The following is a 17835-nucleotide window of genomic DNA, read 5'->3' on the forward strand; positions in this document are numbered from 1 at the left end:
GGCGAGGAGGGTGGCGGGGACAACGGCCGTGTGACTGGTGGCGGCCGCGCAGGCGGCGCAGGCGTCGGCGAGACGCCAGGTGCGGCCGCTGCGGTTGCGGGTGCGGGGAAGGAGCACCGGTCCTGCACAGCCGCGGTGGCGGGGATGCCACTGGCAGCCGCGTGCCCTGCACCGGCAGGTGCGCGGATGCTCCGGCAGAGCGTCGGTCAAGGACGGCATTCCCCGTGACTGAACGGCATGTGCCTGGTCGCCGGTGGCCACGGGCACCCCGCGCGGGCCGGTCGCGGCGGAGCTTTCCTCACTGGTCAAGGGGGTGGGACTTCGGACATTGCACGGAGAGGGCCGCGATGTCGTCGTCCAGCCTTCCGCCGCTGAAGCGGAGCAGGTCCTGGTGAAGTCGGTCGAGCAGTCCGTGGGGTGACACCGGGTTCTGCTGCCGCATCCAGTCCTGCAGTGGAAAGAACTCGCCGGCGTAGTCCCGGGTCTCCGTCACGCCGTCGGTGTAGAGCAGGAGCTGGTCGCCCGGGGCGAAGGGCACGGTGTCGGTGCGGTAGTTGTCTTTGACGAGTGCCGCGAGGTTGAGAGGTGGCGAGGTTTCGCTGGGCTCCAGGACGTGCATCTCGCCTTGGTGCACGAGAAGCGGTGGGGGGTGCCCGCAGTTGAGGAGCTTGACGTGGCCGCCGCCGCGCGGGATCTCGGCGAGCAGAGCGGTGGCGAATCGCTCCGGAAGGTCCTGGGAGGGGTAGGCGGCGCTGTGGCGGCCGATGCTGATCTCCAGGCGCTGGATGACGCCCGTCAGGTCGGGTTCGTCGTGTGCGGCCTCCCGGAAGCAGCTGATCAGCGCAGAGGCCGCCCCCACTGCGGACATGCCCTTGCCCCGTACGTCTCCCAGGAGCAGCCGGACGCCGTGAGGTGTCTCGGCCGCCTCGTAGAAGTCGCCGCCGATCCGGGCCTGGGCCTGCGCCGCGACGTACAGCGATTCGATCTCGAGCCCTCCGAGGCGGCTCGGCAACGGTCGCAACAGGACTTGCTGGGCAGTGTCGGCCACGAGCCGGATCTGGAGAAGTGCCTCCTCCCGCCGGAGCCGGACATGGCTCGCGTATGCGGCCGCCAGGGTGACGGCGGCGATTGCGGCCGCCGTGTAGGGAGTCCCCAGGTCGGTGTAGACGAGGCCCAGGCCGAGCATGATCAGCGCGCAGAACACGCCCAGGAGGATCGTGGGGAGCACGGGCCACATCGAGGCGGCCAGAGCGGGCGCGGCAGGCAGGAGGCGGCTGATGGCGATGTCCCTCGGTGTCGCGAACGCCAGCGCGCCGATGAGGATGGTGAGGATCACCGGTGACAGCCGGACAGCGTCCCATCGGTCATCGGGTGGACGACGGCGTCGCTGTCGCCTCAAAGTAGGCACGAATGAATCGTAACTACAGCAAAGCGGTCATAGGGGCAGGCGCGTGGGCTCGGGCGAGGCTGTACAACCCTCCCCGATGCGCGCCCCGCCGAGTGGTTCACGCCCGGCTCAATGCCATGATCGCCGGACGGAGTGCCCCAGCAGCGGGGAGACCTGGTACAGGCGACCCGCCCACGTGAGGACGCCGGGAACGCCCGCCTGGAGCAGGAGAACGCGCAGCTGCGGCAGGCCGTCGACTCCTACGCGACGGTTGACCAGGGCCATCGTTGTCCTTGTCGCGAGATACCAGCTCCCGCCGGCCGCCGGATTCGACGTGCTGCGTGAGGTGTCCCAGCACACCAACACCCAGCTGCACACGGTGGCTGGACGGTGATCGCCTGGGCGCTGGGGGAGCCGCCGCCGGAGCCGATGGGGCGGGAGCTGGACGCGGCCGTGCAGCGGCGCTCACGCCGGCGGAATGCCCCGGACGCGGAAGCCGGGTAGAGCGCGCGGCCGGGGCGTGGATCAGGGGGCCAGGGCCGGTTCGACGGTGGGACGGCAGCCGATGACCTGGTCGAGGCCGACGAGCTCGAGGATCCGCAGCATCGAGGCCTGGGACCACCTGACTGAGGCGGGCGGAGGAAAGGGCGAGTTGCCCTGGCGAGCCTCCCTCGATATTGCCGGACGAGGGCGCATCGATGAGGAACACGGTGATCAGCAGAGGGACTCCGGATTCTTGAGCGGCCGGTTGCCGTGCGGGAGGGGGCGTTGCCGGTCCGGGCGAGTGCGGTGTACGCGGCCCAGGCGTCCAGGAAGGGCGGGACGACCGTTCGGCGGGGGCCGACGGCGGTGAGCAGGAGGGCGGACCGGACGTCGGCGGGTGGGGCGGCGGGGAAGGCGGACAGGAGCAGCGCGACGGCGCCGGCCACGAACGGGGCGGCCGCGCTCGTGCCGGTGACGGCCAGCGGGCGGCCGTCGACGCCGAGGCCGACGATTCCCTCGCCCGGAGCACCGAGGCCGCGTGCGCCGATCGAACCGCCCAGATTGGAGAGGTTCATCGGCCGGCCCCGCCGGTCGTACGCGACCACGGGGACGGTCCACGGGTGGCGGGTGAGGACGGAGGTGCCGACCGCGCCCTGGTTCCCGGCGGCCACGATCGTGATCACGCCCCGGTTGGCCGCGTGTTCGAGCGCCCACTCCAGCTCGCGGTGGTCCGTGCTGGAGGGGCGGTCGGGCGCGACGCTCAGGTTCAGCACCCGGGCGCCGGCGTCGACGCACTCGACGATGGCGGCCGCGAGGTCCTCCGGCCGCGCGGCCGGGGTGACCGGGACGGCGGGGGCGGCGGGTCGGCCGGTGACGCGGCCCGCCGCGAAGATGGGGCGCAGCAGGAAGGTGCAGCCCGGACAGATGCCGGGCGGCCGCGAGGTCCGGCCGGCGCCGAGGAGTCCGACGACGTAGGTGCCGTGGCGGCAGGACGCGTCGTCGCCCGTCGGGCGGCAGGGATCGTCACCCTGCCCGCCCTGGTCGCCGGCCCCGCCTGGCAGCACGCGCAGGTGTCCGCCGGCGAGTCCCGGGTGGCCGAGGGCGACGAGGCCGTCGACCACCGCCACGACGATATCCGGCCGGCCGGCGCCGCGCGCCATCAGGCGCGCGAGCCCGGTCTGTTCCAGCGGTTCGGCCATCGCACCGCCCTCGGTGTGTCGTCATCCTCGGGCCGTCCAGGCCGTCCTCACCAGACGTTCACGGCGACGCGACGCGTGAACGGTCCGTCGGAGCCGGGATTGTTGCACTCATGACGGCAGTCCTTCAGGCACTCCTGGCACCGGAAGCCGTAGGGGTTGCCACGGCACGCCGAGCGGCAGATGAAGGGGCACTCCACCATGCTGCAGAATCCCGCCGAATCGTCCTGCGGGATGACGGCGGACAGGCGGCCGGCACGGCCACCGCCGGATGTCCGATAGTGTCCGCCGGTCCGCTGGAGCGCCGATTCGGCGGTGAAGCCCGGAACGCTCATCTCTCACACCTCCTTGGTCCCGCGCAGGTCGGGCGGCACGGATCAACGGTCGTAGTAGGGAGCGAGCTTGTTCACCAGGAACGGGAAGACTTCGGTCACGTCCACCCGGACGAAGAACTTCTCGGTCACGTCCGTCTGGCGGCCCGTGTAGGAGAGCACGACGTCGAGGACCCGGCGGGCACCGCTCAGCCGGGACTCGCGGAAGACGACCCCGCTGAGGCTCGCGTCGGCGGCGAACGCCTCCACCGTCTTCTCATAGATGCGGGGGTACCGGACCGCGAGGTAGTTGATGGCGCGGTGCTCGTCGGTGTCGCCCGCGTTGTCCCCCAACTGCATGACACGGCGCAACAGTTCGTTGGACGAGCGGGTGAACCACTCGTCGCTCGTCCCCTCCGGCTTGCCGATCTCCGCGATCAGTTCGTCGCTTGTGAAGGAGTAGACCTGCTCGAAGGCCACGACCGGGAGGGTCAGGCCGTTGCAGAGCGACGGCGGGGCGAGTGGCCCCCGGTGTCCGATGACCACATCCAGGTCGGTGCCCTTGGGTTCGGGGCGGACGGCTTCGACGAGCCGGTCGAAGTCCACCGGATCCCGCGGCCGGAGGATGTACGTCTCCATGCCCTGGACGCTCAGCACGTAGCACAACTGCCGTGCGAGGTAACGGTTCTCCGGCCGCGCGATGGCCGCGCAGACGGCTTGCCGGTCCGTCAGGTTCGCGTTCGCGGACCGGGCCACCGCCTGGGCGACCTCCTTCTCGACCGCCAGGCTCGGGAACCGGAAGTCGACCTGGCCGAGCACGTACACGTAGTTGTTGGCGGTGTCCGGTGCGACCTGCTCCGTCCGCGCGGCCCCGCATTCGGCACAGGCCGGGACGATGGCGGCGTCGGCGGCGGCCAGCGCGAGGACCGGGCTCGGATGCACTGGGTGTCCCTGGGCGATCGGCGAGTCCGTCGCGGGACCGGTCCCGGGACCGGTCGGGAGGTCCGCCGGGAGACCTGTCGGGGGACTTGTCGGGAGGTCCGCCGCGGATTCCGTCGGGTGGTCCATGGGTGACTCCTTGTGCCTTGCGGGGCTCGTGCCGTACGTGCCGTGGGCCTCACGATCGGTGACCGCGCCCCGTCGAGAACACCAGCCATCGGTTGAGCGCGGCCGCGCGTTGTTCGCAGCCGCCGCGGGGCTTCCTCACTCCCATCGTGCTCGTCACGCGCTTGACGGCGTCCCCGAGACCGATGATGGACTCATCCGTGACGAAGCCGGGAAGGCGCACCCGGTGCGGGCGGTGTTCGCCGGCCCGGGCGGTGCGTCCTGCTTCTCACCCTCGGTCATCCTTCTCACCCCTCGGGTGGCGGGCGGTCGCGGCCCGCGGCAGCCCGGCCGGGAGAACTGCCGGAAACGACCGGGTAGCAACCGGAGATCCGGGAACGGACAGTGACGAACAGTGGTGGGGGATGGGCAGTTGGGCACGAGGACTCACACACACTGCGCTGATTCCAGACTGCGCCAGCCCGCTCCGTCGTGCACCTTGGCGCGCGCACCCTGCGCGTAACCTGGACAGTGAGGGCTGCTCGCTCGGGGGCGTCGGCCGACCTGCGGTCGGCGCGGCCTGCTCGTCCGGATCACCCTGACGGGAGCGACACCATGACCATCCCCGGTTTCCACGCCGAGGCGGCCGTCCGCCGGATCTCCGGCCGGTACACGACAGGCCGGCCCACTCGGAGCCTGCGCCGCGCCGCCGCCGAGCGGATCGTGCCTAGCTTCACCGAGGAGGAGCGTCAACAGCTGATCTTCTGCAACCAGCGCGTGGACAACTGCCTGCGCGACTGCGAACCCCTGGCGGACAACTTCTACGAGTGGCAGCGGTGCAGCCAGGCCTGCTGGGAGTACTACGACCAATGCGTCGCCGATCCGCCGCTCGAATGGTAGGCGCCCGTCGCACCCGCGTCATGGCGGGGCCGGCAGTCCGGCCGCGGCCCTGACGATGGTGTTCAAGCTGGTGGAGTCCGCGCAGGACCGCTGGCGCGGACCTACCGGAGCCCACCTGGTCACGCTGGCTCCGTTCCGGCGCCAAGTTCGAGAACGGCGTCCTGGTCGAACGCGAGGAGGTCGCCGCAGCCTGACCATGCGTCAACCGATTCACGACTATTGACAACTGCTCGACAGGCGGCCGTGCAACGGTACTTCGGCTTCGCAGGCACCGGCTGGGGGCCGTGGACGGCAGTGTCGATCTGCTGATCGGCGCCTGCACCATGGAGGCCGAGCCGTTCATGGGCTCGCCCGTCTTCTCCCGCCGTTTCGAGACTCTGGCCCGCCAGGCGACGGGCGAGCGCGCCTGGGACCGCCTCCTGAAGGTCTACGAGGACACATCACTGCCCGGGCATGCCACCCTCAACGACGTGCTCAGCGGCTGGTTCGTCGTGATGCCCTCGGTGTGGCTGGCCGAGTACGCCCACCGGGCCGGAGCCCGGGTGTGGCAGTACACCTTCGACTACGCGCAGGCCGGCCCCTTCGGGGCCACGCACGGCAGCGACGTCCAGTTCACCTTCGGCAACTGGGGCCAGGGCGACTTCACAGGGGCCGCGCCGGCCGACCTGCCGACGGCCCAGGCCCTGTCGGCGAAGATGGTGGACTCCTTCGCCTCGTTCGCCCACCACGGATCGCCCGCGACCCGGACGCTGCCGCACTGGCCGGCCTTCACCCCTCGCGGCCGGGCGTGCCTGTCGTTCGATGTGGAGCCGCGTCTGGTCCGGGACCGGCTCGCCGACGCGCGGCGCGAGGCGTGGGACGGGGTCGATCCCTTCGCCGTCTGCTGACACCTGATGCTGCTGTGGGAGCCGTCGTCCGTTGCGTGACGGCGGCTCCCATGCCGTTATCGGGCGACATAGCCGCCGTCGACGGGGAGGGCGACACCGACGACGAAGCTCGCTCCGGGGCTGCACAGCCACAGGACGGACTGGGCGATCTCCTCGGTCGTACCGAGCCGGTTGATGGGCTGGTTGGCCTCGGCTTCGGCACGGTCGAGTTCCCCCTTGGTGATCATGTCGCGGACCATGGGGGTGTCGATGGTGCCGGGGCAGACGGCGTTGACGCGGATGCCTCGCGGGGCGTATTCCAGGGCGGCGCTGGTGGTCAGGCCGATCACGCCGTGCTTGGAGGCGTGGTAGGAGGCGCGGCCGGGGAGGCCGACCAGGCCCCCGAGCGAGGAGCAGTTGACGATGGCGCCGCTGCCCTGGGCGCGCATGTGGCGCAGTTCGTGCTTCATGCAGGCCCACACGCCGCGGAGGTTGATGGCGTTGACGCGGTCGAACCGTTCGGCGGGTTCGTCGGCGGCGTCGCTGGGCGGGATCTGGATGCCGGCGTTGTTGTAGGCCATGTCCAGGCGGCCGAACGTCTCGACGGTCCGGTCGACCGCGGCGGCGACCTGTTCTTCGTCGCTGACGTCGCAGGTGAGGGCGAGGGCTCGGTGGCCGGAGCCGGTGAGTTCCTTCACGGCCGTGCTCAGGGCCGCTTCGTCGATGTCGGTGAGGGCGACGGCGGCCCCGTATTCGGCGAAGGCGCGGGCGGTGGCCAGGCCCATGCCGGAGCCGGCTCCGGTGACGAGGGCGACCTGGCCGGTGAAGTCGTAGGTGGGGTTCACGTGTTCTCTCCCGTTGAGGGTGGGCCGGGTCAGGAGGCGGCTTCGATGGTGACCTTGGTGGCGGTGGCGAGGGGTTCGCTGTCACCGTTCACGCGCCCGAGGATGATCAGGCCGGCGTCGCTGGAGCCGCTGCCTCGGTAGAAGAGGGCCAGGTTCCCCCAGGGCGCGTAGTACGCCAGGTCACCGGGCTCGGCTTCGGCGGCGTCCGGGGCGCCGGAGGTGGACAGCCGACGGGGAAGGTCGGCGGTCTTCTCGGTCTCGTGGAAGTCGCTCAGGTCCAGGGTGAGCGGGAGCAGGTCGGCGAAGTCGCGGGCCGTGGCGCTGTCGTTGAGGGTGGCGTCGACCCGGTGGCCGTCGATGGTGAGCCGAATCTTCATGGCGGTGTTCCTGTCGCCAGGGGGTGAGGCCGGTGCGGTGGCAGTCGGCGTTCGCTGTGTCGCGGAAGCGGAGGGCGGGGAAGACGGAGAGGGTGGTGGCTCGTCGGTACAGGCGGTCGCCGCCAGCAGCAAGGCGGCCGGCACGGCGCGGGCCAGTCTGGAGCGGGTGGTCGCAGTCACGGCATCGTCCAGGGGTTCGGCGTAGTAGCGGTGGCCGTCTCGCTCGGTGTGGATGTCGTACAGGCGTCGTGCCAGGGCCTCGGGGCTGCTGTGCTCGGCGTCCGGCCGGATCGCGCCGGGGACGATCAGCTGCGCGGCGTGGATGTTCTCCGGGGCGAGGGTGTGGTGGAGCATGCGGACGTACGCGCTCTCGGCCGCGAAGGCGACAGAGGTGCCGGCCCGATCGGGGTGCGAGCGTACGGCGCTGCCGCCGTTGACGAACAGCAGGGTGCCGCGGCCCAGGGCGCGCATCCCGGGCAGGACCGCGTGCACCGCGGTGACCGGGCCCTTGACCGAGAAGGCGAGGGGCGCGTCGAGGTCGTCCGCGCTCGTGTCGAGGACCGGCTTCATGAAGTCGGCGCGGGGCACGGGGCTGTACTGGAGGATCTCGATCGGTCCGAGGGCCTTCGCGGCCGCGTACAGAGCGGCGTCCAGGGACTCGAGGTCGAGGACGTCGGCGGTGAAGCCGCGGGCCTGGATGCCGTCGCGGGTGAGGTCAGCGGTCAGCACGTCCAGTTTCTCGGTGCCACGGGAGATCAGGGCGACCGTGTGGCCGGCGGATCCGAAGCGGCGGGCGGTGGCGAGTCCCAGACCGGGGCCGGCCCCGACGAGGGCGAAGGTCGTCATGTGAGTCCTTGTCCGAGGCAGGAGTGGTAGGTGGTCGGCCGGCTGTCCATGACCGGCGCCGGGTGCGGGGCCGTCAGCGGTCGGGGCGTGTGGCCCTGCCGACGGGGCGCTCGGGAGCGCCGCGCGGGCGGGTCGACGACGAGCGTCAGTCCGCGTGGCGACGGCGGGTCCGGCGCGGCTGCTCCGTGTCGAGCCTGCCATGCGGCGGGAAAGGCGAAAAGCGGAGAAAGACATCCGGGGAGAGGCTCATCCTGGGAGGAAACTCTCCCTCCTTCCTCACCGGCATCGGTGTCATGCTCGGCGGTGTGACCAGCAATGTTCCCCTCAACGAACTGGGAGAGTTCCTCAAGAAGCGCCGCGCCGAACTGAGCCCGCGCACCGTCGGTCTGCCCGACACCGGTCGGACCCGCCGGGTGGCCGGGCTGCGCCGCGAGGAGGTCGCCCAGCTCGCCAGTATCAGCACCGACTACTACACCCGACTCGAACAGGGCCGTATGCAAGCCTCCGCGCCCGTTCTGGACATCCTCGCCCGAGTACTCCGCCTGGACGACGACGAGCGCGGTTACCTGTTCCAGCTCGCCGGCAAGACCACCACTCGGCCTCGGAGCCGAGGCCGGCAGAGGGTCCAGCCGCAGTTGCAGCGGGTGCTGGACGATCTCACCGCGACCCCGGCCATCGTGCAGGGGCGGCGCGGGGACGTCCTGGCCTGGAACGCGCTGGCGGCCGCGCTGGTCACCGACTTCGCCCGCATCCCGGAGAAGCACCGCAACTACCCTCGGCTCATCTTCACGGATCCGGCCATGCGCACCCTGTACGCGGACTGGCAGGCCTCCGCGCAGATCGCCGTGGCGCAGGTGCGCATGGAAGCGGCCCGGTACCCCGAGGACCCCCGCCTGATCGAACTGGTCGGCGAACTGTCCCTGCGCGACAAGCAGTTCGCCCAGTGGTGGGGTGATCACCGGGTCGCGGCCCGCACCGTGGGCACGAAGACCCTCAACCACCCGGTGGTCGGCGAACTCGTCCTGGACTGGGACACCCTCACCGCCAGCACCGACCCCGACCAGCACCTGACCGTCTGGACCGCCGCCCCCGGCTCCCCCACCCACGAGCGGCTGCGCATCCTCGCCTCCTGGGCCGCCGAGCACAACGTGCCCGCCTCGCCGCCTCCCTCCTGACCACGCGCACCGTGTCCGCAGAGCGGCGGACGGGGTCACGCCCCGGGTCTGGACGGGTGACGACGCGGTCGCGATCGGCTCTCTGCCGCGGTGATGCGGGCGGGGCGCGGGTTCCGCGCTCCGCTCCACCGTCGGCAACCGTCTACCCTCCGATCGCGGACATCGGCCGGTCCGGCTGGACGAACATCGGGTCGTCCAGGCCCGCGCCCGCCTTCTTGCCCCACATCGCCAGCCGCCAGATGTGGGCGATCTCCTCGTCACCGGCGCCGGAGCGGAGTGCCGCGCGGAGGTCGGTCTCCTCGCGGGCGAACAGGCAGGTCCGGATCTGGCCGTCGGCCGTCAGGCGGGTGCGGTCGCAGGCCGCGCAGAAGGGGCGGGTGACCGAGGCGATGACGCCGACCACGTGCGGGCCGCCGTCGACGATCCAGCGCTCCGCCGGAGCCGAGCCGCGTTTCTCGGTGCCCTCCTCCGTCAGGTCGAAGCGGGTGCGCAGGGAGGTCAGGATGTCCTCGGCGGTGATCATGCCGTCGCGCTTCCAGCCGTGCTGGGCGTCCAGTGGCATCTGCTCGATGAAGCGCAGTTCGTAGTCGTGCTCCATCGCCCAGGTCAGGAGGTCCGGGGCCTCGTCGTCGTTGAGGCCCGGCATGAGGACGGAGTTCACCTTGACCGGGGTCAGGTCCGCGCTGTGGGCGGCGTGCAGGCCCTCCATGACGTCCCGGTGCCGGTCCCTGCGGGTGAGGGTCTTGAAGACGTCGGGGCGCAGGGTGTCCAGGGAGACGTTGACCCGGTCCAGGCCCGCCGCCTTCAGCGTGGGCGCGGTGCGCTCGAGGCCGATGCCGTTGGTCGTCAGGGATATCCGGGGGCGCGGGCTCAGGGCGGCGGCGCGTTCGATGATGCCTGCCAGGCCGGGGCGGAGGAGCGGCTCACCGCCGGTGAAGCGGATCTCGTCGACGTCCAGGGAAGCGACCGCGATGTCGTCAGGCGGACGATCTCGTCGTCGGTCAACAGGTCGGGCTTGGCCAGCCACCGCAGGCCTTCCCCGGGCATGCAGTACGTGCAGCGCAGGTTGCACCGGTCGGTCAGCGAGACACGCAGGTCGGTGGCCACTCGGTCGTGGGTGTCGATGAGCACGTGGTTCCTGTTCCGCTCACGCCTTCAAGGGCACGTCCGAAGCAACCGCCCCGGAAACGCGGTGGATCGGACCGGTGACCCGGCTCAGGGGCAGGCCGGTGCTCCGGTTGGCGTGGGCGATGATCTCGGCAGTGATGGAGATGGCCGTCTCCTCGGGTGTGCGGGCGCCGAGGTCGAGGCCGATCGGGGAGCGCAGCCGAATCAACTTCCCCTCGGTGACACCGACTTCGCGCAGACGGTTCAGGCGTTCGTCGTGGGTGCGGCGGGAGCCCATGGCGCCGACGTAGCCGACCGGCAGGTCGAGGGCGAGCCGCAGCAGCGGGATGTCGAACTTGGCGTCGTGGGTCAGTACGCAGACCGCCGTCCGGCCGTCCACGGCCGTCTGTGCCAGGTAGCGGTGGGGCCAGTCGACGATCACCTCGTCGGCGTGCGGGAAGCGGGCTTCGGTGGCGAAGACGGGGCGGGCGTCGCAGACGGTGACGTGGTAGCCGAGGAACCGGCCGGCCTGGGCGAGAGCGGCGGCGAAGTCGATGGCACCGAAGATCAGCATGCGGGGGCGGGTGGCCGCCGCGTGCACGAGGACGGAGAGCTGCTCGGGGCAGGTGTCGGCGTCTCCGCCGAGGGAGAGGAGCGCGGTGCGTCCGGAGCGGAGTTGGGCGGTGGCCCGGTCCGCCACTGCCCGGCCGGTCGGCCCGTCGCCGAGTGTGCGGTCGGCGATCCAGCTGTCGCCGAGCACGCTCAAGGTGGCGCCGAGCAGTTGTTCGGCCCCTTCCACGACCTGGGCGACGGCGGCGGGCCGGCCCTCGACCGCTTCGGCGAGTGCCGCGCCGAGATGCGGCTGGGCGGCGGGGTCGATGCGCTGGACGAGGACGTCGAGTTCGCCGCCGCAGGTCAGTCCCACGGCGAAGGCGTCGTCGTCGGAGTAGCCGAACCAGGCCCGCTGGGCCGGCCCTTGGTCGCGCAGCACCTGCCGGCACAGCTCGTACACGGCGCCCTCGACGCAGCCGCCGGAGATGCTGCCGACGGCGTTGCCGTCCTCGTCCACCGCCACCGACGTACCGATGGGGAGGGGTGCGCTGCCGGTGACGTCGACGACGGTGGCCAGGGCGAAGGGGCGTTCGTCGCGGCACCAGCGGTGCAGTGTGTCCGCGATGTTCAGCATGGGGGGCTCCAGAGCAGACGATCGCTGTCGTAGAAGGTGAACGGGCCGCCGCCGCGCCGATAGGGGTGCGTATGCGCGGCGGCGGCCCGGGAGGACCCGGCAGCCGTACGGGGGGTTCGGCTGCCGGACCCGGCTATGGAGATGGCGGTGTCAGAGCAACGCCTCCGCGGTGATGGGGAGTTGGCGGATCCGGCGGCCTGTGGCGTTGAAGACCGCGTTGCCGATCGCGGCCGCCACGCCCACCTGGACGACCTCGCCGAGTCCCTTGACGCCCAGCAGGTTGCCGGCGTTGTCCTCGCCGTCCAGGTAGATCGCCTTGATCTCGGGGACGTCGGCGTTCACGGGTACGAGGTAGTCGGCGAGGCTGGCGTTCACGATCCGTCCGTCGCGGTGGTCGGTGACCGTCTCCTCCAACAGCGCCTGGCCGATGCCGCCCACGATGCCGCCGACCGCCTGGCTGTCGGCGAGCTTGGGGCTGATGATCCGTCCCGCGTCGTACACGCCGAGCATCCTGCGCACCCGCACCAGCCCCAGGTCCGCGTCCACCGAGACCTCGGCGAAGGTCGCGCTGTAGGCGAAGTAGGCGGAGCGCTCGGAGCCAGGTCCCTCGTAGGAACCGTTCGCCTCCAGGTGGGAGCGGTCGTTGCGAGCCAGCAGGCTCTTGTACGTCTCCCCGCGCGTCGTGTTGTTCCGGTCGTGCAGCCGGCCGTTGCGCACGACGACGTCGTCCGCGTTCACGCCGTACAGCGGCGACTCGCGGTCCTCCACCGCCAGCTTGATCGCCTGCTGCCGCACCTTGTTGCAGGCGTCGACGACAGCCGAGCCGACACTGGCCATGGTCGACGAACCGCCGTGCGGCGAGGTGAACGGATACTCCGAGTCACCCAGCCGGAACGTGACCGTGCGCATGGTCAGCCCGAGGGCGTCCGCGGCGACCTGGGTCTGGGACGTGTACGTGCCCGGCCCCATGTCGGTGGTGGCCGCGTCCACGACCGCCGTGCCGTCGGCGTCCAACCGCGCCCTGGCCTGCCCCGGATACCGTCCGCAGTCGTAGGCCCCGGCGGCCATGCCCAGGCCGATCAGCAGGTTTCCCTCCCGTGTGGAGCGCGGCTCGGGGTTACGGCGGTCCCAGCCGAACTCGCGGGCGCCGACCGTGTAGCACTCGCGAAGGCGCCGGGTGGAGAACGGCTCGTCGGTCGACTCGTCCTCGGCCGGTTCGTTGCGCTGGCGCAGCTCGATCGGATCGATGCCGAGTTCGTGCGCGAGCTCGTCCATCGCCGACTCGATCGCGAACGAAGCGGGGGCGAAACCGGGCCCGCGCATCCAGATCGGAGTGTTCACGTCCAACGGCACCTGCCGGTACGCCTGGCGGACGTCGGGCATGCTGTACATCATCTGGCCCGTGCCCAGGGCGGCCTCGAAGAACGTCTCGTACGACGAGGTCTCGTGGTCGATGTCGTGGATCGCGGCGTTCAACTTGCCGCGCCGGTCGCTGCCGAGGCGCAGCCGGTACTCGTAGGCCGGCCGGAAGCCGGTGCCGAAGTACATCTGCTTGCGCGACAGCACCAGCTTCACCGGGCGTCGCGTCACCCGCGCGGCCAGCGCGGCGACGATCGTGTGCGGCCAGCAGCGCAGTCCGCTGCCGAAGCCGCCGCCGACGAACGGGTTGATGACCCGCACCGCGTCCGTCGGCAGGTCGAAGACCGCGGCGATCTCGTCGCGCGTGCCCATCACCCACTGCGTCTTGTCCCACACCGTCAGCCGGTTGCCCTCCCAGCGGGCGACGGTGGCGTGCGGCTCCATCGGGTTGTGATGGTTGCGGGCCAGTTCGTACTTCAGGTCCAGCCGTACGGCCGAGGAGCGCAGCCCCGCTTCCGCGTCCCCGCGCGTATAGGGCGTCGGCTCGCCCGGCTTGGCCTTGGTGATGTCGGTCGAGGGCTTTTCGGCGTCGTAGCGGACCTTGACCAGGCCGGCGCCGTGCTGGGCGGCCTCCAGGGTGGTGGCCACCACGACGGCGACCGGCTGGCCGTGGAAGAGCACCTGGTCGTCCTGGAAGACCCGGAGCCTGCGCCCTTGCGGGTTGTTGGAGCCGGTGTTGTCGCGGTAGGGCAGTTTCGGGGCGTTGCCGTGGTGGATCACCCGCAGCACGCCCCTGTGTTTCTCGGCTGCGCGTGTGTCGATGGACCTGATGCGGCCACGCCCGATGCTCGCGTCGACGATGACGGCGTGGACGACGCCGTCGAGGTCGTGTTCGGCGGCGTACTCCGCCTTGCCGGTGACCTTGAGCCGGCCGTCCACCCGGGACAGCGGAGCGCCTACGGCTGCCTGCGGCTGACGGCTCATTCCATTTCTCCTACGGTGCGCAGCTGACGTTCGACGGTCCGCTTCAGGAGCTCGACCTTGAACCGGTTGTGCTGAAGGGGGCGGGCGCCGTCGGCCGCGCGGCTCGCGGCCTCGGCCCACAGGCGGTCCGAGGGGCGCTCGCCGATCAGGGCCTCTTCGACGTCGGACAGCTTCCACGGCACCGTGGCCACACCGCCGGCGGCGACCTTCGCCTCCCGGATCACCCCGCCGCGCACATGCAGGGCGACGGCCGCCGAGGCGAGACCGAAGGAGTAGGACTGCCGGTCACGGAGCTTCAGGTAGGCCGACTTCAGCGGACGCGCGTACGCCGGTATCTCGACCGCTGTGATCAACTCGCCCTTTTTGATGGCCTGTTCGCGATGCGGGGTGCTCCCGGGACGGAGCAGGAAGTCGGCGAAGGGGAGGCTGCGCTTCTTGCCGTCCGGAGCCTGGAGGTGGACGCTCGCCTCCAGGGCGGTGAGGGCGACGGCGAAGTCGGAGGCGTGCACGGCCACGCAGTGGTCCGAGCCGCCGAGGATCGCGTGGCCTCGGTTGTAGCCGTTCAGCGCGGCACAACCGGATCCGGGCTCGCGCTTGTTGCAGTCGGCGGTCACGTCCCGGAAGTAGGTGCAGCGGGTGCGCTGCATGATGTTGCCGCCGATGGTGGCCATGTTGCGCAGCTGGGCCGAGGCTCCCCGCAGCGCCTGGGCGGCCACCGGGAAGAGACTGTTCAGCTTGGGGTCGGCGGTGGCCACGGCCATCGGGACCAGGGCGCCGATGCGGATGCCCCCGCCCGCGGTGGCGGTGATCTCGCTCAGGGGCAGGGCGCTGATGTCGACGAGTGTCTCGGGGGTTTCGACGGTCTCGCGCATCAGGTCGACCAGTGTGGTGCCGCCTGCGATGTAGCGGCCACCGCGTCGGCCGGCGTCCAGGGCTTCCCGGACGCTGCTGACGCGGGTGTAGGAGAAGGGATGCATGGGGGCCGCTCCTTACTTCCGGGCGGCGGTCTGCTCGACCGCGCGCACGATCTTGACGTAGCAGCCACAGCGGCAGACGTTGCCGCTCATGTACTCCCGGATCTCCTCCGGCGAGTTGGTTTGGCCCTCCTGGATGCAGCCGACCCCGGACATGATCTGGCCGGGCGTGCAGTACCCGCACTGGAAGGCGTCCTCGTCGATGAACGCCTGCTGCAACGGGTGTAGTTCGTCGCCCTTGGCCAGGCCCTCGATGGTGGTGACCTCGGCGCCCTCCAGCCGTACGGCCAGTGTCAGGCACGAGTTGACCCGCTGTCCGTCGACCAGCACGGTGCACGCGCCACAGGCTCCGGCGTTGCAGCCCTTCTTGGAGCCGGTCAGGTCGAGGTGCTCACGCAGCAGGTCCAGCAGCGAGGTCCGGTTGTCCACCGTCACCGTCCGCCGGGTGCCGTTGACCGTCAGGGACACACGGCTGGCGGGCGCGGCCCCGGCTGCGGACGCCTCCTGGGAGGCTGCCAGGAACGTTCCTCCGGCCACCACGACACCGCCCACCGCGGCGCTGGTGGCGATGAAGGTGCGCCGCTTGGGCCCCGATGTGGACTCACTGGCTCCGGTGGGGGGAGAGACAGCAGATTCAGGGAGTTCAGAGGACATAGGTACGCCTTTGCATCACGGGCGGATCAGCCGCGCACATCAGCGGGGACAATGCACGGGATCAACACCACCGCGGGAACCGGGCAACCGCACACCTCGACAGGCGGCTGGTCAGGCGCGAAGTCTTGCACCGCCGACTCCCCCCATGACAGGGAGAGTTTTATCCCCCCTTGTTTACCCTTTGACTTTGCCTTGGTTTTTTCGTTGTAAGGAGGCGATAAGCGAGCCTGCTCCTGCCAGAAACAGGACCACTGTCGCCACGTATGCCGCCCCCGCCGCCGAGGCCCCGCTGGAACGGACCACCATCGAGCGCCGCGAGGTCGGCGAGCACGAGGTTCTGATCGACATCAAGTTCGCGGGCATATGCCACTCCGTCGGCAGCTGCCCCACATCGGCACCGTTGCCGGGAAATCAGGAGCGCACCATGACCGAACTCGACATGGCCGAGCCGGCGTTCAACGGATTCGTCGGGCAGTGGACGGAAGGCACCACCGCCGGTCGACGCGCTCCCCTGCTGCGCCGCCATAACTCGGGGGCTCCACCGTCGCGGACGACCGACCCGTGCGGATGATGCCGGTGCCTCGGCCGAGACGACGTCGGCACCGGCGGGAACGGTGATCAAGCCAGGCCGGTCGAACAACCTGACCACCCGCCAGCGGGCGGCCTCGGTCTCGCCCGGATGCAGGCGCATCGGCAACCTGCCTCCGGAGGCGAGGAGGCGGGTCCGGCCTGCCCGGACGGTCCACCGGTCGCCTGCCCCCATGGCCGTCCAGCCAGAGCAGGAACAGGCACCGAGAACCGTCAGGCAGAGCTGCCGCTGGTCGTGTGGCTGGGGTCGGCGGCCCAGGACGCCAGCATGCGCAGGCTGTCGTAGGTGGGCGTGCCGGTTTCGGCGGTCCAGACGATGATCTGCAGGTCGGGGTCGGCGGCCCAGGTGACGGCGTTCCAGTCGAGATGCAGATCCCCGGCCACGGGGTGGCGCAGGTGCTTGGTCCCGGTGTCCCGGACGGCGACGTTGTGGGCGCCCCACCACTCGCGGAACTGCTTGTCGCGGGCCGAAAGCTCGTCCACCAGAGCGGTCAGCTGCGGGTCCCCGGGGTTGTTCGCGTTGTGCATCCGCATCTGGGCGATGGCCAGCCGGGTGACGCCCTCCCAGTCCGCGTACAGCTCGCGCATCGTGGGATCGGTGATGAGCAGCCTGATGAAGTAGCGCTGCTTCTCCGGGATCTTTCCGAAGTCGGTGATCAGGGCCGCGCCCATGGCGTTCCAGGCCACGATCTCGGTGCGCGGTCCGATCACGAAGGCGGGGGTGTGCGCCATGTCGTCGAGCATGCGCTGCAGCAGCACCTGTGCCTTGGGGCGGGGCTGCCGACGGGGAGGACGGAATTCGTCCCTGGCCGCGAGCTCGTACAGGTAGGCACGCTGGTCGTCGTCCAGGCGCAGCACCCGGGCCAGGGAGTCCAGTACGGACTGCGAGGGCTGGATACGGCCCTGTTCGAGGCGGGCGTAGTAGTCGGTGCTGATGGCCGCCAGTACGGCGATCTCCTCACGGCGCAGGCCCGCGACGCGACGCGGGCCGCCGTCGGGCAGGCCGACGGCGGCCGGGTCGAGTTCGGCCCGGCGCGCCTTGAGGAATTCCCCCAGATCATGGCGGTGAGGATCGCGGTTCATGCCCTCACCCTTGCATCGGCGAGCAGTGTTGTCAGGGGGAGAGTTTTCTCCCTGGAAGCTCTTACTGCCCAGGTGACACGTGACCTGCGGCCGTCACCAGGAGGGTTCAGCGGACGCGGCTCCACTTCCCGTGGAGCTGGACGAATTCTCCGCCGATGACGGAGCTTGCCATGCACGTGCCCTCGGTGTAGTCCTCGATGTGGGTGACGTGGTCACCGGCGTCGGGCTCGGTCCAGCGCACCACGTACAGGCCGTCGCGGAGCTGGGTGGTGGTGTACTCCATCGTCTGCTTCCGCCCCTTGATGGCACCGCCGGTCACCTCGAAGCTGACCTGGGTCGCCGAGTCGAAGGTGATCTCCACCGTGAAGTGGCCGAGCGGCGTGTCCGTGCCGAGGTCCGCCAGCCAGGTCTGCCCCACGCTGGGAAGGGTCGCGTTGCTGTCCATCAGTACTGCCTCTTTCTGTGTTCTG

At 70.7% G+C, this 17835-nt stretch carries 16 protein-coding genes and 5 pseudogenes; 6 read left to right on the forward strand and 15 right to left on the reverse strand.

Annotated features, from left to right (window positions below):
* Both ACWCRJ_RS40160 and ACWCRJ_RS40165 read right to left on the reverse strand, forming a co-directional pair.
* Positions 1-204: pseudogene (locus ACWCRJ_RS40160) on the reverse strand (hypothetical protein); the annotation flags it as partial.
* A 94-nt stretch (positions 205-298) separates the two neighbouring features.
* Entirely contained in the window at positions 299-1336 is a 1038-nt protein-coding gene (locus tag ACWCRJ_RS40165) for a PP2C family protein-serine/threonine phosphatase (protein ID WP_450943935.1), read from the reverse strand.
* 148 nt (positions 1337-1484) lie between these two features.
* Between ACWCRJ_RS40165 and ACWCRJ_RS40170 the strand changes: the two are divergent.
* A pseudogene (locus ACWCRJ_RS40170) lies at positions 1485-1718 on the forward strand (hypothetical protein); the annotation flags it as partial.
* On the opposite strand, the gene ACWCRJ_RS40175 reads toward ACWCRJ_RS40170, so the two are convergent.
* The 3 genes from ACWCRJ_RS40175 to ACWCRJ_RS40185 are packed head-to-tail and all read right to left on the reverse strand — an operon-like array spanning position 1648 to position 4319.
* The gene (locus ACWCRJ_RS40175; RefSeq protein ID WP_450943936.1) at positions 1648-3069 is read right to left on the reverse strand and encodes a S8 family serine peptidase; all 1422 of its coding nucleotides are present in this window, start codon (positions 3067-3069) and stop codon (positions 1648-1650) included. The pseudogene ACWCRJ_RS40170 and the gene ACWCRJ_RS40175 sit on opposite strands and share 71 nt — an antisense overlap.
* A gap of 47 nt (positions 3070-3116) precedes the next feature.
* On the reverse strand, positions 3117-3401 hold the full coding sequence (locus ACWCRJ_RS40180) for a hypothetical protein (RefSeq protein WP_069774475.1): 285 nt from the start codon (positions 3399-3401) through the stop codon (positions 3117-3119).
* Between the two features lie 42 nt (positions 3402-3443).
* A complete protein-coding gene (locus tag ACWCRJ_RS40185; RefSeq protein ID WP_450943937.1) occupies positions 3444-4319 on the reverse strand; it encodes a cyanobactin maturation protease PatG family protein in 876 nt (291 codons plus the stop codon).
* 717 nt (positions 4320-5036) lie between these two features.
* Here ACWCRJ_RS40185 and ACWCRJ_RS40190 point away from each other — a divergent pair.
* From ACWCRJ_RS40190 to ACWCRJ_RS40200, 3 genes and pseudogenes are all read left to right on the forward strand, one after another.
* Positions 5037-5321: a hypothetical protein gene (locus ACWCRJ_RS40190; protein WP_319770496.1), complete on the forward strand. Its 285-nt coding sequence runs from the start codon at positions 5037-5039 to the stop codon at positions 5319-5321.
* Positions 5322-5346: 25 nt separating this feature from the next.
* Positions 5347-5515 (forward strand): annotated as a pseudogene (locus ACWCRJ_RS40195) (IS256 family transposase); the annotation flags it as partial.
* 90 nt (positions 5516-5605) lie between these two features.
* Positions 5606-6208: a carboxylesterase family protein gene (locus ACWCRJ_RS40200; RefSeq protein WP_450943938.1), complete on the forward strand. Its 603-nt coding sequence runs from the start codon at positions 5606-5608 to the stop codon at positions 6206-6208.
* A 56-nt stretch (positions 6209-6264) separates the two neighbouring features.
* Here the strand turns inward: ACWCRJ_RS40200 and ACWCRJ_RS40205 are convergent, their stop codons facing one another.
* The 3 genes and pseudogenes from ACWCRJ_RS40205 to ACWCRJ_RS40215 all read right to left on the reverse strand — a co-directional run.
* Complete coding sequence (locus tag ACWCRJ_RS40205; RefSeq protein ID WP_450943939.1) at positions 6265-7032, reverse strand: SDR family NAD(P)-dependent oxidoreductase; 768 nt, start codon at positions 7030-7032, stop codon at positions 6265-6267.
* 29 nt (positions 7033-7061) lie between these two features.
* Positions 7062-7409, reverse strand: a complete 348-nt coding sequence (locus tag ACWCRJ_RS40210) for a cyclophilin-like fold protein (protein ID WP_450943981.1) — start codon at positions 7407-7409, stop codon at positions 7062-7064.
* Between the two features lie 186 nt (positions 7410-7595).
* A pseudogene (locus ACWCRJ_RS40215) lies at positions 7596-8255 on the reverse strand (SDR family NAD(P)-dependent oxidoreductase); the annotation flags it as partial.
* A gap of 293 nt (positions 8256-8548) precedes the next feature.
* Between ACWCRJ_RS40215 and ACWCRJ_RS40220 the strand changes: the two are divergent.
* Entirely contained in the window at positions 8549-9430 is an 882-nt protein-coding gene (locus ACWCRJ_RS40220) for a helix-turn-helix domain-containing protein (protein WP_450943940.1), read from the forward strand.
* Positions 9431-9572: 142 nt separating this feature from the next.
* On the opposite strand, the pseudogene moaA reads toward ACWCRJ_RS40220, so the two are convergent.
* The 5 genes and pseudogenes from moaA to ACWCRJ_RS40245 all read right to left on the reverse strand — a co-directional run bounded on the left by moaA (position 9573) and on the right by ACWCRJ_RS40245 (position 15694).
* Positions 9573-10561, reverse strand: a pseudogene (moaA, locus tag ACWCRJ_RS40225) (GTP 3',8-cyclase MoaA).
* A 16-nt stretch (positions 10562-10577) separates the two neighbouring features.
* Positions 10578-11723 (reverse strand): XdhC family protein, encoded by a 1146-nt coding sequence (locus tag ACWCRJ_RS40230; RefSeq protein ID WP_450943941.1) that lies wholly within the window; start codon positions 11721-11723, stop codon positions 10578-10580.
* Positions 11724-11873: 150 nt separating this feature from the next.
* On the reverse strand, positions 11874-14066 hold the full coding sequence (locus ACWCRJ_RS40235; RefSeq protein WP_450943942.1) for a xanthine dehydrogenase family protein molybdopterin-binding subunit: 2193 nt from the start codon (positions 14064-14066) through the stop codon (positions 11874-11876).
* Positions 14063-15043, reverse strand: a complete 981-nt coding sequence (locus ACWCRJ_RS40240) for an FAD binding domain-containing protein (RefSeq protein ID WP_450943943.1) — start codon at positions 15041-15043, stop codon at positions 14063-14065. Before ACWCRJ_RS40240 ends, ACWCRJ_RS40235 begins: the two co-directional genes overlap by 4 nt.
* A gap of 12 nt (positions 15044-15055) precedes the next feature.
* Positions 15056-15694, reverse strand: a complete 639-nt coding sequence (locus ACWCRJ_RS40245; RefSeq protein ID WP_450943944.1) for a (2Fe-2S)-binding protein — start codon at positions 15692-15694, stop codon at positions 15056-15058.
* Between the two features lie 424 nt (positions 15695-16118).
* Here ACWCRJ_RS40245 and ACWCRJ_RS40250 point away from each other — a divergent pair, with 424 nt between their 5' ends.
* Positions 16119-16265, forward strand: coding sequence for a hypothetical protein (locus tag ACWCRJ_RS40250; protein WP_450943984.1), 147 nt, complete (start codon positions 16119-16121; stop codon positions 16263-16265).
* Between the two features lie 230 nt (positions 16266-16495).
* On the opposite strand, the gene ACWCRJ_RS40255 is transcribed toward ACWCRJ_RS40250, so the two are convergent.
* Positions 16496-17365 carry a helix-turn-helix transcriptional regulator gene (locus ACWCRJ_RS40255; protein WP_450943945.1) on the reverse strand — a complete coding sequence of 290 codons (870 nt, stop codon included), beginning with the start codon at positions 17363-17365 and terminating at the stop codon, positions 16496-16498.
* A 106-nt stretch (positions 17366-17471) separates the two neighbouring features.
* Complete coding sequence (locus ACWCRJ_RS40260; RefSeq protein WP_450943946.1) at positions 17472-17810, reverse strand: MoaF-related domain-containing protein; 339 nt, start codon at positions 17808-17810, stop codon at positions 17472-17474.
* Between the last annotated feature and the right edge of the window lie 25 nt (positions 17811-17835).

Source organism: Streptomyces sp. NPDC002324 (assembly GCF_053593335.1).

Excerpts from the sequence above, each read along its gene's own strand:
- ACWCRJ_RS40245 (WP_450943944.1), bottom strand. The coding sequence starts at position 15,694 with ATGTCCTCTGAACTCCCTGAATCTGCTGTCTCTCCCCCCACCGGAGCC.
- ACWCRJ_RS40235 (WP_450943942.1), bottom strand. The coding sequence starts at position 14,066 with ATGAGCCGTCAGCCGCAGGCAGCCGTAGGCGCTCCGCTGTCCCGGGTG.
- ACWCRJ_RS40240 (WP_450943943.1), bottom strand. The coding sequence starts at position 15,043 with ATGCATCCCTTCTCCTACACCCGCGTCAGCAGCGTCCGGGAAGCCCTG.
- ACWCRJ_RS40220 (WP_450943940.1), top strand. The coding sequence starts at position 8,549 with ATGCTCGGCGGTGTGACCAGCAATGTTCCCCTCAACGAACTGGGAGAG.
- ACWCRJ_RS40255 (WP_450943945.1), bottom strand. The coding sequence starts at position 17,365 with ATGAACCGCGATCCTCACCGCCATGATCTGGGGGAATTCCTCAAGGCG.
- ACWCRJ_RS40210 (WP_450943981.1), bottom strand. The coding sequence starts at position 7,409 with ATGAAGATTCGGCTCACCATCGACGGCCACCGGGTCGACGCCACCCTC.
- ACWCRJ_RS40250 (WP_450943984.1), top strand. The coding sequence starts at position 16,119 with ATGACCGAACTCGACATGGCCGAGCCGGCGTTCAACGGATTCGTCGGG.
- ACWCRJ_RS40230 (WP_450943941.1), bottom strand. The coding sequence starts at position 11,723 with ATGCTGAACATCGCGGACACACTGCACCGCTGGTGCCGCGACGAACGC.
- ACWCRJ_RS40175 (WP_450943936.1), bottom strand. The coding sequence starts at position 3,069 with ATGGCCGAACCGCTGGAACAGACCGGGCTCGCGCGCCTGATGGCGCGC.
- ACWCRJ_RS40190 (WP_319770496.1), top strand. The coding sequence starts at position 5,037 with ATGACCATCCCCGGTTTCCACGCCGAGGCGGCCGTCCGCCGGATCTCC.
- ACWCRJ_RS40260 (WP_450943946.1), bottom strand. The coding sequence starts at position 17,810 with ATGGACAGCAACGCGACCCTTCCCAGCGTGGGGCAGACCTGGCTGGCG.
- ACWCRJ_RS40180 (WP_069774475.1), bottom strand. The coding sequence starts at position 3,401 with ATGAGCGTTCCGGGCTTCACCGCCGAATCGGCGCTCCAGCGGACCGGC.